This is a genomic window from Streptomyces sp. SID5910 (genome assembly GCF_009862125.1).
Taxonomy (GTDB): Bacteria; Actinomycetota; Actinomycetes; order Streptomycetales; family Streptomycetaceae; genus Streptomyces.
The window spans coordinates 1-13,694 of record NZ_WWHX01000198.1 but is presented as its reverse complement, the minus strand read 5'-3'; the positions used below and the strand labels follow the sequence as shown (position 1 = coordinate 13,694).

Sequence of the window (13,694 nt, the reverse complement as noted above, 5' to 3'; positions counted from 1 at the left end):
CGGGGTGCCGCTGCGCCCACCCGTGCCGCCCTGCGGCACGATTGCCCGCAGCTACGCCGTGCCGTTGTCCGTGTGTTCCGCGATGCGTTCGTGGTGGTGGATGACCTCCGCGATGATGAAGTTGAGGAACTTCTCCGCGAAGGCCGGGTCCAGTTTGGCGCTCTCGGCGAGGGCTCGCAGCCGGGCGATCTGCTTGGCCTCGCGGGCGGGGTCGGCGGGCGGCAGCTGGTGGCGGGCCTTGAGGTGGCCGACCTGCTGGGTGCACTTGAAGCGCTCGGCGAGCATGTGGACGACGGCCGCGTCGATGTTGTCGATGCTGTCCCGCAGCCGGGCCAGCTCCTCGCGGACGGCCTGGTCGGCGGCACCGGTACCGGTGTTGCTGGTGGTCATGGGCGATCACCCTACGGGCGGCCCGCGGGGCGCCGCACACCGTCTCAGGCCGTGAACGGCACGGCGTGTCGGTCGCGGCTCGTACAGTGGAGGCAGGATCAGGCGTCTTGGGGGTACGGGCGTGGCGAACGGCGGTCCGGTCGAGCACGGCTTCCCGCACCTGGAGACGGTGCGGTCCGCCGTCACGGCGCTGTACAGGCGTCTGTCGTACGACACCGTCCAGTCGTTCTCGGCCAGCGTGGCCCCGGCCGACGTGGCGTTCTGCGACACGGACGACCTGTATCTGGGGACGCAGCGGGTGGCCCGCGAGCTGGTGCGTCACTACCGGCTGCCGGACGCCCGGATGATCGTCTCCTTCCGGGAGATGACGCACGCGGCCCATGTCGAGCTGGCGGCGGGCCCGGAGTACTTCGTGGAGCTGAACGACCGCTTCCGCACGCATCGGCGGGACATCGGGGCGGCCCTCGCGCACGAGGTGATGCACGTGTACCTGCACCGCCTGGACCTGTCCTTCCCGGGGACGCGGGACAACGAGATCCTCACGGACACGGCGGCGGCGTATCTGGGCGCGGGGTGGCTGCTCCTTGACGCGTACCGGGAGGACGCGGTGTCGTCGCAGAAGCTGGGGTATCTGACGCCGGAGGAGTTCGGGTACGTGCTGGCCAAGCGGGCGCTGCTGTTCGGGGAGGATCCCGAGGTGTGGTTCACCAGTCCGCAGGCCGTCACGGCGTACGCCAAGGGCATGGCGCGGGCGCGCAGGGACGAGCAGCAGCCGCCGCTGACGGCGGCGGGGTGGGCGGGGCGCCGCCGGTACGCCCGGGACCGGCGGCACGCGCTGGATCCGCACGCCGCTCCGGTGACGGACGCCCCGTACGCGTTCCTGCCTGATGCGCGCGGGCCGCTGCGGGTGTCGTTCTCCTGCCCGACGTGCCACCAGCGGATCGGGGTGCCCGTGCGGGGGCGGGTGCGGGCGCGGTGCGGGCTGTGCCGGACGGTACTGGAGTGCGACACGTAGGCGGGCGGCGGCTGCTTCAATGCCCGCATGACGGAGATGATCAGGGAGCCCTGGGGGCTCAGTGTTTTCGGTGCGGGCAGTGTGCGGGCCGAACCGCAGCTGGTGCGGGTGGGGTTGACGGTGGATGTGCTGGCGCCGTCGCCGGACCGTTCGTTCGGTGAGGCGGGGGCGGCGGTGGCGCGGCTGCGGGAGGTGCTGCGCCGGCACGGAGTGCCGGACACGGAGGTGTCGGGTTCCCGGCTGCGGCTCAGCTCGGAGTACAGCGGCTACAACGGTGAGCGCGAGCTGCTCGGCTACCGCTGCCAGGCGTCGTACGCGGTGCGGACGGAGGCGCTGGACGGTCTTCAGCAGCTGCTCGTGGACGCGGTCGACGCGGGCGCGCACGGGATCGACCGGGTGGAGTTCGACGTCCACGACAAGGCGGCGCTGCGCGACGAGGCCCGCCGCAGGGCCGTGGCCGCCGCCCGCCGCAAGGCCGAGGTGTACGCGGAGGCGGCGGACGTGCGACTGGGCCCGGTGGTGCACATCCAGGACGTGAACGCCGAGTCCGGCCCGCAGTACCGCGGCCACAGCAGCGGCGGCGGCGACTCGTCCGGAGACCTGGCCCCGGGAATGGTGGAGGTCTCGGCGGGCGTGGTACTGGGCTACTCACTGAGACGCTGACCTGCGCGGTCCGTCAGTGCCGTGGCCGCACGATGCCCTGGGCGCGTGCGGCCACCAGCCACTTGGGGAACTCCCCCAGCAGCCGGTCGTACAGCTCGGCGTCGGAGATCCGGCGCGGGTCGCGGCCCGCGTGGAAGAACCCGGCGTTGTCGACCACCCGCTTGTCCGGCACGGCCAGCTCGTCGAGCTTGCGCAGGTACTCGAACTGGCGGCTGTCCGGGTCGCCGAAGCCGATGAACTGCCAGAACAGCGGGAGCCGTGCCGCCTTGCACAGATAGCGTTCGGCGGCGAGCCTGCTGGTCGGGCCCCCGTCCGTCTGGAAGACGACCAGGGCGGGATCACGCGCGCCGCTGTCGAGGTAGTGATCGACGACGACATCCATGGCCACGTGATAGTTGGTCCTCCCCATGTGCCCGAGGCCGGCCACGATCCGCTCCACGCGTCCCTGGTGGTCGGCGAGGGCGATCTCCGTGACGGCGTCGACGTCGGTGGAGAAGAACACCACGGGCACGGTGCCGTCGTCGTCGAGGTGCGCGGACAGTCCCAGCACCCGGTCGGCGAGTGCCTGGACGGTGCCGTCCCGGTAGTAGGGCTTCATCGAGCCCGAGTAGTCGACGACGAGGTACACGGCGGCCCGCGTGCCCTCCAGCCCGTGTTTCGTCAGGGACACACCGGCGCTCTTGTACAGGCTGACCAGCGCGGGCGCGGTCTCCTGCACCTTGGTGAGACTGATCGCGGCCATGCGGACTCCCCCTCGTGCGGCGGCGACTGGCTGCCGAGCGTACGGCAGTGCGGACCCCGCCTCTCAGCTGCTCCACAGATGTTCGATATTTTGTTCGCCGCCGTCCCCACCGGCTCACCGTCCGTCCGTCCCGAGGAGCCGGCCGTGGATTCCGAGTCCACCGTCACGACCTGCTACCGCCATCCCGCGGTGGAGTGTCATGTCCGCTGCACCCGCTGTGAGCGTTTCATCTGCCCCGACTGCATGCGCGAGGCGGCGGTGGGTCACCACTGCCCGGAGTGCGTGAGGGAGGGCGCGCGGTCGGTGCGGCAGGCCCGGACGATCGTCGGCGGCCGGGTCTCGGCGACGCCCCTCGTGACGTACGTCCTGATCGGTCTGAACGTCCTCGCCTACCTGGGCGAGCTGGTGCGCCCCGGGATCGTGGACCGGTTCTCGATGGTCGGCGCGCGTCTGGCGGGGCCGGACGGTGGCCATTACGTGTACCAGAGCGTGTTCCCGGAGGGCTTCCGCGCCGAGGGTGTGGTCGCCGGCGAGTGGGAGCGGATACTCACCAGCGCGTTCCTCCACCTGGAGCCCACCGAGGGCACGTTCGGCCTGCTGCACATCGTGATGAACATGGCCGCGCTGTGGCAGCTGGGCCGGGTGGTGGAGCCGATGCTCGGCCGCGTCCGGTACGCCGTCCTGTACGTGCTGGCGGCGCTCGGCGGTTCCGTGCTGGAGCTGCTGCTCGCGGACCCCGCCCAGCCCTCGCTCGGCGCCTCGGGCGCGGTCTTCGGCCTCGGGGCCGCGTACTACGTCCTGGCGCGGCGGCTGGGCGCGGACATGGCGCCCGTCAACCGCTTCATGGCGTTCCTGCTGCTGTGGCTGCTGATCTCCGCGGGCCTCACCTCGTGGCAGGGGCATCTGGGCGGTCTGCTGGCGGGCGGGGCGGTGGCTGCGGCGTTCGCGTACGCGCCCCGCGACGGGCGCCGGACGCTGGTGCAGGCGGGCGCGTGTGCGGGTGTGGTGGTGCTGCTGGCGGTGTCGGCGGCGGTCAAGGTGTCGGAATTGTCAGGTGGAGGTATTCCCCAGTGAAACGTGCCGGTGTGCTGCTCCTCGCGGCCGTCCCCGTGGTCGCCACGGGGGTGTACTTCCTCATGCCGACGGACTCGGCCGACGCCCCGGTGATTCCGCCCACGGCCACCACCCAGTCCTCCCGCGAGGACGCCAAGGACCGGGCCGAGCAGGAGCGGGAGGCGGACGACCAGCTGATAGCCGACCTGCCGCCGGGGCTCGCGGCCCCGGCGAAGAAGGAGCTGGCGCAGCAGCTGGTGTCCAGCGCGGAGAACTCGACCACGGACTGGCGCAGCGCCTACGGCACCATCGAGGACCTCGGGCAGGGTGACGGCTACACCGCCGGGATCATCGGCTACTGCACCGGCACCCACGACCTGCTCGCCCTGGTCGAGCACTACACCGAGGACCACCCGGACAACGGCCTGGCGAAGTACCTGCCGGCGCTGCGCCAGGTCGACGGCACCGACTCCCACGAGGGCCTCGACCCCGGCTTCACGGCCGCGTGGGAGGCGGAGGCGAGGCTTCCCGAGTTCCGCAAGGCCCAGGAGGAGGAGCGCGACCGGGTCTACTTCCAGCCGTCGGTGCGGCTGGCCAAGCTGGACGGCCTCGGCACGCTGGGCCAGTTCGTCTACTTCGACGCGATGGTCTTCCACGGCCCCGACAGCGACGCGGACGGCTTCTACAGCCTGCGCGAGCGGGCGATGAAGAAGGTGAAGACACCGGCCGACGGCGGGTCCGAGAAGGCGTATCTGAACGCGTTCCTCGACGTCCGGCACGAGGCGATGCTGGCCAAGCGGCCGGACATCGACACCTCCCGCGTCGACACGGCCCAGCGCCGGTTCCTGAAGGCCGGGAACATGGATCTGAAGACGCCGCTGGTGTGGGAGATGTACGGGGACACCTACAAGGTGCGCTGAACATGCGACGGCGCCTGCCCATTCGTCCGGTCGGGGACAGGGCAGGCGCCATCAGTGTTCCGCACGCCTTTGTGCGGGACGACTGTGTGGTTGTTCCGTCCGTCAGACCGCGAGGGCGCGGTCGGTCGGGCGGATCGGGGCCGGCAGGTCGCTGGCTCCGGTCAGGAAGCGGTCCGCGCCGCGTGCGGCGGAGCGTCCCTCGGCGATCGCCCAGACGATGAGCGACTGGCCGCGGCCGGCGTCACCGGCGACGAACACACCCGGCACATTCGTCTGGAAGTCGGCGTCCCGGGCGATGTTACCGCGTTCGTCGAGCTCCAGGCCGAACTGGTCGACCAGGCCGTTCTCCCGGTCGGTGCCGGTGAAGCCCATGGCGAGGGTGACCAGCTGGGCGGGGATCTTGCGCTCGGTGCCCGGCTTCGGCGTCAGCCTGCCCTCGATGAACTCGACCTCGCTCATGTGCAGCCACTGGACGTTGCCGTCCTCGTCGCCCTCGAAGTGGGTCGTGGAGACGGCGTAGACGCGCTCGCCGCCCTCCTCGTGGGCGCTGGTGACCTTGTAGAGCATCGGGAAGGTCGGCCACGGCTGGGCGACCGGGTTCCGCTCCTCACCGGGGCGGGGCATGATCTCCAGCTGGGTGACGGAGGCCGCGCCCTGGCGGTGGGCGGTGCCCACGCAGTCGGCGCCGGTGTCGCCGCCGCCGATGACGACGACGTGCTTGCCCTCGGCGGAGATCGGGGGCGCCACGTAGTCGCCCTCCTGGACCTTGTTGGCCAGGGGCAGGTACTCCATCGCCTGGTAGATGCCCTGGAGTTCGCGGCCGGGCACCGGCAGGTCGCGGGCGGTGGTGGCGCCGGCGGCGATGACGACGGCGTCGTACCGCTTCTTCAGGTCGGTCGCCTTGAGGTCGCGGCCGATCTCGACGCCGGTGCGGAAGCGGGTGCCCTCCGCGCGCATCTGCTCTATGCGGCGGTTGATGTGCCGCTTCTCCATCTTGAACTCGGGGATGCCGTAGCGGAGGAGGCCTCCGACGCGGTCCGCGCGCTCGTAGACGGCGACGGTGTGGCCGGCCCGGGTGAGCTGCTGGGCGGCGGCCAGGCCGGCCGGGCCCGAGCCGATGACGGCGACGGTCTTGCCGGACAGGCGCTCGGGGATCTGCGGGGCGACGTCCCCGGTCTCCCACGCCTTGTCGATGATCGAGACCTCGACGTTCTTGATGGTGACCGGCGGCTGGTTGATGCCGAGCACGCACGCCGACTCGCACGGCGCCGGGCACAGGCGGCCGGTGAACTCCGGGAAGTTGTTGGTGGCGTGCAGGCGCTCCTGCGCGGCCCCCCAGTCCTCGCGGTAGGCGTAGTCGTTCCACTCGGGGATGAGGTTTCCGAGGGGGCAGCCGTTGTGGCAGAACGGGATGCCGCAGTCCATGCACCGGCTGGCCTGCTTGCTGATGATCGGCAGCAGGGAGCCGGGGACGTAGACCTCGTTCCAGTCCTTGACGCGCTCCTGGACGGGCCGGGTCTTGGCGACCTCGCGGCCGTGGTTCAGGAAGCCCTTGGGATCAGCCATTGGTCGCCGCCTCCATCATCTTCTCGGTGATCTCGGTCTCGGAGAGACCGGCTCGCTCGGCGGCGTCCTTGGCGGCGAGCACTGCCTTGTACGTACGGGGGATGATCTTGCTGAAGCGCTCCGCGGCGGCCGGCCAGTCGGCGAGCAGCTTCTGGGCGACCGTGGAGCCGGTCTCCTCGGCGTGGCGGCGCACGACGTCGTGCAGCCACTCCTTGTCCGCGTCGTCCGGCGCCTCTACGGCGTCGAGGTTGCCGGCGTTGACGTTGTCCGGGTCGAGGTCGACGACGTAGGCGATGCCGCCGGACATGCCGGCCGCGAAGTTGCGCCCGGTCTCGCCGAGGACGACGGCGTGGCCGCCGGTCATGTACTCGCAGCCGTGGTCGCCGACGCCCTCGGAGACGACGAGCGCGCCGGAGTTGCGGACGCAGAAGCGCTCGCCGACCTTGCCGCGCAGGAACATCTCGCCGCCGGTGGCGCCGTAGCCGATGGTGTTGCCGGCGATGGTGGAGAACTCGGCGAGGTGGTCGGCGCCCCGGTCGGGGCGGACGACGACGCGGCCGCCGGAGAGGCCCTTGCCGACGTAGTCGTTGGCGTCGCCCTCCAGGCGCAGCGTGATGCCGCGCGGGAGGAAGGCGCCGAAGGACTGGCCGGCGGAGCCGGTGAAGGTGATGTCGACGGTGTCGTCGGGCAGGCCCGCGCCGCCGAACTTCTTGGTGACCTCGTGGCCGAGCATGGTGCCGACCGTGCGGTTGATGTTGCGGATGGCGACCTGGGCGCGCACCGGCGCGGCGTCGGTGGCGTCCGTGGCGCCGAGCGCGTCCGAGGCGAGCTTGATCAGCTCGTTGTCCAGGGCCTTCTCCAGGCCGTGGTCCTGGCCGACGGCCTGGTGGCGCACGGCGCCCTCGGGCAGCTCGGGGACGTGGAAGAGCGGGGCCAGGTCGAGGCCCTGCGCCTTCCAGTGGTTCACGGCGCGGGTGACGTCGAGGGCCTCGGCGTGGCCGACGGCCTCCTCGATGGAGCGGAAGCCCAGCTCGGCGAGGATCTCGCGGACCTCTTCGGCGATGAAGCGGAAGAAGTTGACGATGTACTCGGCCTTGCCGGAGAACCGGTCGCGCAGCACCGGGTTCTGGGTGGCGATGCCGACCGGGCAGGTGTCCAGGTGGCAGACGCGCATCATGACGCAGCCGGAGACGACGAGCGGCGCGGTCGCGAAACCGAACTCCTCGGCGCCGAGCAGCGCGGCGATGACGACGTCGCGGCCGGTCTTGAGCTGGCCGTCGGTCTGGACGACGATGCGGTCGCGCAGGCCGTTGAGCAGCAGGGTCTGCTGGGTCTCGGCGAGGCCGAGCTCCCAGGGGCCGCCCGCGTGCTTGAGCGAGGTCAGGGGCGAGGCACCCGTGCCGCCGTCGTGGCCGGAGATGAGCACGACGTCCGCGTGCGCCTTGGAGACGCCCGCCGCGACCGTGCCGACGCCGACCTCGGAGACCAGCTTGACGTGAATCCGCGCCTGCGGGTTCGCGTTCTTCAGGTCGTGGATCAGCTGGGCCAGGTCCTCGATGGAGTAGATGTCGTGGTGCGGCGGCGGGGAGATCAGGCCGACACCGGGGGTGCTGTGCCGGGTCTTGGCGACCCAGGGGTACACCTTGTGGCCGGGCAGCTGGCCGCCCTCGCCGGGCTTGGCGCCCTGGGCCATCTTGATCTGGATGTCGTCCGCGTTGACCAGGTACTCGGAGGTCACGCCGAAGCGGCCGGAGGCGACCTGCTTGATGCTGGAGCGGCGCGCCGGGTCGTACAGGCGCTCCGGGTCCTCGCCGCCCTCACCGGTGTTGGACTTGCCGCCCAGCTGGTTCATGGCGATGGCGAGGGTCTCGTGCGCCTCCTGGGAGATGGAGCCGTACGACATGGCGCCGGTGGAGAAGCGCTTGACGATCTCGGAGACGGGCTCGACCTCGTCGACGGGGATCGGCTGCCGGCCGGAGGTGAAGCCGAACAGGCCGCGCAGCGTCATCAGGCGCTCGGACTGCTCGTTCACGCGGTCGGTGTACTTCTTGAAGATGTCGTACCGGCCGGCGCGCGTGGAGTGCTGGAGGCGGAAGACCGTCTCCGGGTCGAACAGGTGCGGCTCGCCCTCGCGGCGCCACTGGTACTCGCCGCCGATCTCCAGCGCCCGGTGCGCGGGCGCGATGCCGCTGGCCGGGTAGGCCTTGGCGTGGCGGGCGGCGACCTCCTTGGCGACGACGTCGATGCCGACGCCGCCGATCTTGGTGGCGGTGCCGTTGAAGTACTTCTCCACGAAGCCCTCGTCCAGGCCGACGGCCTCGAAGACCTGGGCGCCGCGGTAGGAGGCGACGGTGGAGATGCCCATCTTGGACATGACCTTGAGGACGCCCTTGCCGAGGGCGTAGATCAGGTTCCGGATGGCCTGCTCGGGCTCACCGTCGTCGGTCTGGAGGAAGGTGCCGGCGCGGACCAGGTCCTCGACGGACTCCATCGCCAGGTACGGGTTGACCGCGGCGGCGCCGTAGCCGATGAGCAGGGCGACGTGGTGGACCTCGCGGACGTCGCCGGCCTCGACCAGCAGGCCCACCTGGGTGCGCTGCTTGGTGCGGATGAGGTGGTGGTGGACGGCCGCGGTGAGCAGCAGCGAGGGGATCGGGGCGTGCTCGGCGTCCGAGTGGCGGTCGGAGAGGACGATCAGCCGGGCGCCGTTCTCGATGGCGGCGTCGGCCTCGGCGCAGATCTCCTCTATGCGCGCGGCCAGCGCGTCGCCGCCGCCGTGCACCCGGTACAGGCCGGAGAGGGTCGCGGCCTTGAAGCCGGGCATGTCGCCGTCGGCGTTGATGTGGATGAGCTTGGCCAGCTCGTCGTTGTCGATGACCGGGAAGGGCAGGGACACGCTGCGGCAGGACGCGGCCGTCGGGTCCAGCAGGTTGCCCTGGGGGCCGAGCGAGCTGCGCAGGGAGGTGACCAGTTCCTCGCGGATCGCGTCCAGCGGCGGGTTGGTGACCTGCGCGAAGAGCTGCGTGAAGTAGTCGAAGAGCAGCCGGGGGCGCTCGGACAGCGCGGCGATCGGCGAGTCGGTGCCCATGGAGCCGATCGGCTCGGCGCCGGCCTTGGCCATCGGCGCGAGGATGACGCGCAGCTCCTCCTCGGTGTACCCGAAGGTCTGCTGGCGGCGGGTGACCGAGGCGTGGGTGTGCACGATGTGCTCGCGCTCGGGCAGGTCGGACAGCTCGATCTCGCCGGCTTCGAGCCATTCGGCGTACGGCTGCCGGCCCGCGAGCCCGGACTTGATCTCGTCGTCCTCGATGATGCGGTGCTCGGCGGTGTCCACGAGGAACATGCGGCCGGGCTGGAGGCGGCCCTTGCGGACGACCTTCGCCGGGTCGATGTCGAGGACGCCGACCTCGGACCCGAGGACGACGAGGCCGTCGTCGGTGACCCAGTAGCGGCCGGGGCGCAGACCGTTGCGGTCGAGGACGGCGCCGACCTGGGTGCCGTCGGTGAAGGTGACGCAGGCGGGGCCGTCCCAGGGCTCCATCATCGTGGAGTGGTACTGGTAGAAGGCGCGCCGGGCCGGGTCCATGGAGTCGTGGTTCTCCCACGCCTCCGGGATCATCATCAGCACGGAGTGCGGCAGCGAGCGCCCGCCGAGGTGCAGCAGCTCCAGGACCTCGTCGAAGGAGGCGGAGTCCGAGGCGTCCGGCGTACAGATCGGGAACAGCCGCTCCAGGTCCGGGGAGGACCCGAAGACGTCGGAGACGAGCTGGGACTCGCGGGCGACCATCCAGTTGCGGTTGCCCTTGACCGTGTTGATCTCGCCGTTGTGCGCGACGAAGCGGTACGGGTGGGCGAGCGGCCACGACGGGAAGGTGTTCGTGGAGAACCGGGAGTGCACGAGCGCGATCGCGGAGGCGAAGCGGCGGTCGGACAGGTCCGGGAAGAAGGGCTCCAGCTGGCCGGTGGTCAGCATGCCCTTGTAGACGATGGTCCGCGCGGACAGCGACGGGAAGTAGGTGCCGACCTCGCGCTCGGCGCGCTTGCGCAGCGCGAAGGCGCGGCGGTCGAGGGCGATGCCCTGCGAGGTGCCGTCGGTGACGAAGATCTGGCGGAAGACCGGCATGGTCGAACGCGCGGTGGCGCCGAGCATCTGCGGGGCGACCGGCACCTCGCGCCAGCCGAGGACGGTGAGGCCCTCCTCCGCCGCGATCGTCTCGATCCGCGTGACGGCGTCCTCGGTCCCGTCGACCGGCAGGAAGGCGATGCCGACGGCGTACGACCCGGCCTCGGGCAGTTCGAATCCGGCCACCTCGCGGAAGAAGGCGTCCGGCACCTGGGAGAGGATGCCCGCGCCGTCGCCCGAGTCGGGCTCGGAGCCGGTGGCGCCGCGGTGCTCGAGGTTGCGCAGCACGGTGAGGGCCTGGTCGACCAGGGTGTGGGACGCCTCGCCCGTGAGAGTGGCGACGAAGCCGACGCCGCAGGCGTCGTGCTCGTTGCGGGGGTCGTACATACCCTGCGCAGCAGGGCGAGCATCCATGAAGGACCAGTTCTGGCCATTCGCGGAATGCTGGGACGGCTGGCGCGGCGTACGCATCGGCTCTCCCGTCGTCGTCAGGTGGCATGTGGCAAGTTGCCGAGGGACGACGTTGGCCCTCTGCTGGAGTGCAAAATTTGGTGCAGGTTACATGATGGAGCGGTTCTCGGTAAGCGGGATAATCCGTTCCACCATGCGGACGACGCGGGATCCGGACGGGGTGTCCGATCCCGGCGACGGAGGCTGTGGGGACCGAGGCGGACAGGTCGGTGTCCGTCGGTCCGGGGGGCGGAGGGAGCGTCGTCGCCCACTCCGCGCGTGCACGGCAGGCGTCGTTGCCCGCAGCGCTTACGGCTCATGCCCGGTGGTCACGCACTCGAAACCAGTGAGTAACGACTACTTATGCGGTCCGCCGCATAGAAGTACGAGCCGGGTCATCCTACGGCCGTTCCGAACAGGCTGCCCAGGAGATATGTCACACCGGCCGCCGCGCCACCGAGGGTGAGCTGCCGCAGGCCGCTGTACCACCAGCTGCGCGCCGTCACCCTGGCCACCACGGCACCGCACAGGAACAGGCCGGCCAGTGCCAGCAGCACGGCGGGCCACAGCGCGCTGGCGCCGAGCAGGAAGGGCAGGACGGGCAGCAGGGCGCCCAGAGCGAACGAGCCGAACGAGGACACGGCCGCGACCAGCGGGGACGGCAGGTCGCCGGGGTCGATGCCCAGTTCCTCGCGGGCGTGTATCTCCAGGGCCTGCTCGGGGTCGCGGGACAGCTGCCGGGCGACCTCGCGGGCGAGGTCGGGCTCGACGCCCCGCGCCTCGTAGAGCGCGGCCAGCTCGGCCTCCTCGTCCTTCGGGTGCTTCTTCAGCTCCCGGCGCTCCACGTCCAGCTCGGCCTCGACCAGTTCGCGCTGCGAGGCGACGGAGGTGTACTCGCCGGCGGCCATGGAGAAGGCGCCGGCGGCGAGGCCCGCGAGGCCGCTGAGCACGATGGTGTGCTGGCCCGCGGCGCCGCCCGCGACGCCGGTCATGAGGGCGAGGTTGGAGACCAGGCCGTCCATCGCGCCGAAGACGGCGGGGCGCAGCCAGCCGCCGTTCACATCCCGGTGGGTGTGGTTGTCGCGGTGCGCCTCGTGCAGCGTCGCCTCGGTCTCGATGATGGCCATACGGGCCCCCCGGATCGCTAGTTTGGATCGTTTCTACTTTTTAACAACACCCAATCTACGCCGATCATTTCTGCCCCGCCAGCAAGGAAAGGCTGGGCTTACCTGCGGTTTTACCGTTTCGCGCTCATCCGTGATCTTGGCCGCGCAGATGGCGACCGGGTGACGCTGGGGCCCGTGAGGCTGCGCGGCGCACCGCACCGGGGACACATCCGCAAAGGGAGAGGAGAGGCCGTGGCATCCACCGCCCGCATTTCCCCGGCCCCCGCGTCCGGGGACACCGTCGGACTCCGCGAACGGGCCCGGGGCGCCCTGCTCGGACTGGCCGTCGGGGACGCCCTCGGGGCGCCGGCCGAGAACATGAAGCCCTCCGAGATCCGCGCCCGCTGGGGCCGCATCACGGGCTACGTGGCGGAGCGGCCGTCCGGCACGGACGACACGGAGTACGCGATCTTCTCGGGGCTGCTGCTGGCCCGGCACGGCTCCGCCCTCACCCCGGCCCATGTGGAGGCGGCCTGGCACGAGTGGATCGCGGACCGGGAGGAGGGCCCCTTCCGGGGCGCGGGCTTCAGCGAGCGCGGCACCCTGGAGAACCTGCGCCGGGGTCTCGCCGCGCCCATCTCCGCCCAGCACCGGCACGCCTGGAGCGACGGGCTGGCCATGCGGGCCGCGCCCCACGGGGTCTTCGCGGCCGGGCGTCCCGCGGAGGCGGCCCGCCTGGTGGCGGTCGACGGCTCGGTCAGCCACGACGGCGAGGGCATCTACGGCGGCCAGGCGGTGGCCGCGGGGGTGGCGGCGGCGATGACGGGGGCGCCGGCGGTCGCGGTGGTGGCCTCGGCGCTGGCCGTCGTCCCGGACGACTCGTGGACGGCCCGCTGTCTGCGCCGCGCGATGACGGCGGCCCACCTCGGTGAACGCGCGGTCCGCTCCGCGGTGGTCATCGGCGGCTACCCGTGGACGGACCTCGCCCCCGAGGCGGTCGCCCTCGCCTTCGGGGCGTTCGCGGCGGCCGACGGGGACTTCACGGACGCGGTGCTGACGGCCGTGAACATGGGGCGCGACGCGGACACCACGGCGGCGGTGGCCGGCGCGCTGGCCGGCGCGAGCCGTGGCGTCTCCGCCATCCCGCCCGAGTGGGCCGCAGCCATCGGCCCGGCCCGCGGCACCTGCCTGCCGGCGATGGCAGGCCACCACGTCCTGAACATCGCGGACCTCCTGATCCCAGCGGACCGGGCCACGGGGAGTGACACCACCGACGGTGACACGGGCGACGCCGCCGACGCCGGGCCCCTGAGCGGCGCTGCCACCGGCCGGACCCTGGGCAGTACCGCCCACGAACGGGCCCTGGGCAGTACCGCCGACGGCCGGCCCCTGGCCGGCACCGCCGACGCCCGGACCACGAGGCTGGGCGCCACCGGCGGACCCCCGCGCGGTGACCTCGCCGACCGGCCCCCAGAGAGTGCCGCAGACGACCGCACCAAGAGGCTCGGCGCCACCGGCCGACCCGCGCGAGACGACGCCGACGACCGGACCACGCGCACCGACCTCGCCGACCGGCCCCCGGAAGGTGACGCCGCCGACCGGCCCCCGGGCGGCGGTGACGCCGGGCCGGCGTCCCCGGGCCCGCGTGGCTCGGCGCCCGGTGGGC

The 13,694-nt window shown here is 71.8% G+C and carries 9 protein-coding genes and 1 pseudogene; 5 read left to right on the top strand and 5 right to left on the bottom strand.

Annotation, left to right across the window (positions count from 1 at the left end; all coding sequences use genetic code 11):
* Positions 1-51: 51 nt before the first annotated feature.
* The gene (locus tag GTW67_RS07095; RefSeq protein WP_161163947.1) at positions 52-390 is read right to left on the bottom strand and encodes a chorismate mutase; all 339 of its coding nucleotides are present in this window, start codon (positions 388-390) and stop codon (positions 52-54) included.
* A gap of 121 nt (positions 391-511) precedes the next feature.
* Here GTW67_RS07095 and GTW67_RS07090 point away from each other — a divergent pair, with 121 nt between their 5' ends.
* Positions 512-1,405, top strand: coding sequence for a hypothetical protein (locus tag GTW67_RS07090; RefSeq protein WP_161163946.1), 894 nt, complete (start codon positions 512-514; stop codon positions 1,403-1,405).
* Between the two features lie 27 nt (positions 1,406-1,432).
* Positions 1,433-2,068 carry an SIMPL domain-containing protein gene (locus GTW67_RS07085; RefSeq protein WP_161163945.1) on the top strand — a complete coding sequence of 212 codons (636 nt, stop codon included), beginning with the start codon at positions 1,433-1,435 and terminating at the stop codon, positions 2,066-2,068.
* 13 nt (positions 2,069-2,081) lie between these two features.
* On the opposite strand, the gene GTW67_RS07080 is transcribed toward GTW67_RS07085, so the two are convergent.
* Positions 2,082-2,810 (bottom strand): vWA domain-containing protein, encoded by a 729-nt coding sequence (locus GTW67_RS07080; RefSeq protein ID WP_161163944.1) that lies wholly within the window; start codon positions 2,808-2,810, stop codon positions 2,082-2,084.
* A 144-nt stretch (positions 2,811-2,954) separates the two neighbouring features.
* On the opposite strand from GTW67_RS07080, the gene GTW67_RS07075 reads away from it, so the two are divergent.
* Positions 2,955-3,884 (top strand): rhomboid family intramembrane serine protease, encoded by a 930-nt coding sequence (locus GTW67_RS07075; RefSeq protein ID WP_161163943.1) that lies wholly within the window; start codon positions 2,955-2,957, stop codon positions 3,882-3,884.
* Entirely contained in the window at positions 3,881-4,783 is a 903-nt protein-coding gene (locus tag GTW67_RS07070) for a chitosanase (RefSeq protein ID WP_346010584.1), read from the top strand. The genes GTW67_RS07075 and GTW67_RS07070 overlap by 4 nt, the downstream gene beginning before the upstream one ends.
* A 102-nt stretch (positions 4,784-4,885) precedes the next feature.
* On the opposite strand, the gene gltD is transcribed toward GTW67_RS07070, so the two are convergent.
* The 3 genes from gltD to GTW67_RS07055 form a co-directional block, all read right to left on the bottom strand.
* A complete protein-coding gene (gene gltD, locus GTW67_RS07065; protein WP_161163942.1) occupies positions 4,886-6,349 on the bottom strand; it encodes a glutamate synthase subunit beta in 1,464 nt (487 codons plus the stop codon).
* Positions 6,342-10,886, bottom strand: a complete 4,545-nt coding sequence (gene gltB, locus GTW67_RS07060) for a glutamate synthase large subunit (protein WP_161163941.1) — start codon at positions 10,884-10,886, stop codon at positions 6,342-6,344. The genes gltD and gltB overlap by 8 nt, the downstream gene beginning before the upstream one ends.
* A 431-nt stretch (positions 10,887-11,317) precedes the next feature.
* A complete protein-coding gene (locus tag GTW67_RS07055; RefSeq protein WP_161163940.1) occupies positions 11,318-12,049 on the bottom strand; it encodes a VIT1/CCC1 transporter family protein in 732 nt (243 codons plus the stop codon).
* A gap of 231 nt (positions 12,050-12,280) precedes the next feature.
* Here GTW67_RS07055 and GTW67_RS07050 point away from each other — a divergent pair.
* Positions 12,281-13,276: pseudogene (locus GTW67_RS07050) on the top strand (ADP-ribosylglycohydrolase family protein); the annotation flags it as partial.
* Positions 13,277-13,694: the final 418 nt, after the last annotated feature.

Excerpts from the sequence above, each read along its gene's own strand:
- GTW67_RS07095 (WP_161163947.1), bottom strand. The coding sequence starts at position 390 with ATGACCACCAGCAACACCGGTACCGGTGCCGCCGACCAGGCCGTCCGC.
- GTW67_RS07085 (WP_161163945.1), top strand. The coding sequence starts at position 1,433 with ATGACGGAGATGATCAGGGAGCCCTGGGGGCTCAGTGTTTTCGGTGCG.
- GTW67_RS07080 (WP_161163944.1), bottom strand. The coding sequence starts at position 2,810 with ATGGCCGCGATCAGTCTCACCAAGGTGCAGGAGACCGCGCCCGCGCTG.
- gltD (WP_161163942.1), bottom strand. The coding sequence starts at position 6,349 with ATGGCTGATCCCAAGGGCTTCCTGAACCACGGCCGCGAGGTCGCCAAG.
- gltB (WP_161163941.1), bottom strand. The coding sequence starts at position 10,886 with ATGGATGCTCGCCCTGCTGCGCAGGGTATGTACGACCCCCGCAACGAG.
- GTW67_RS07055 (WP_161163940.1), bottom strand. The coding sequence starts at position 12,049 with ATGGCCATCATCGAGACCGAGGCGACGCTGCACGAGGCGCACCGCGAC.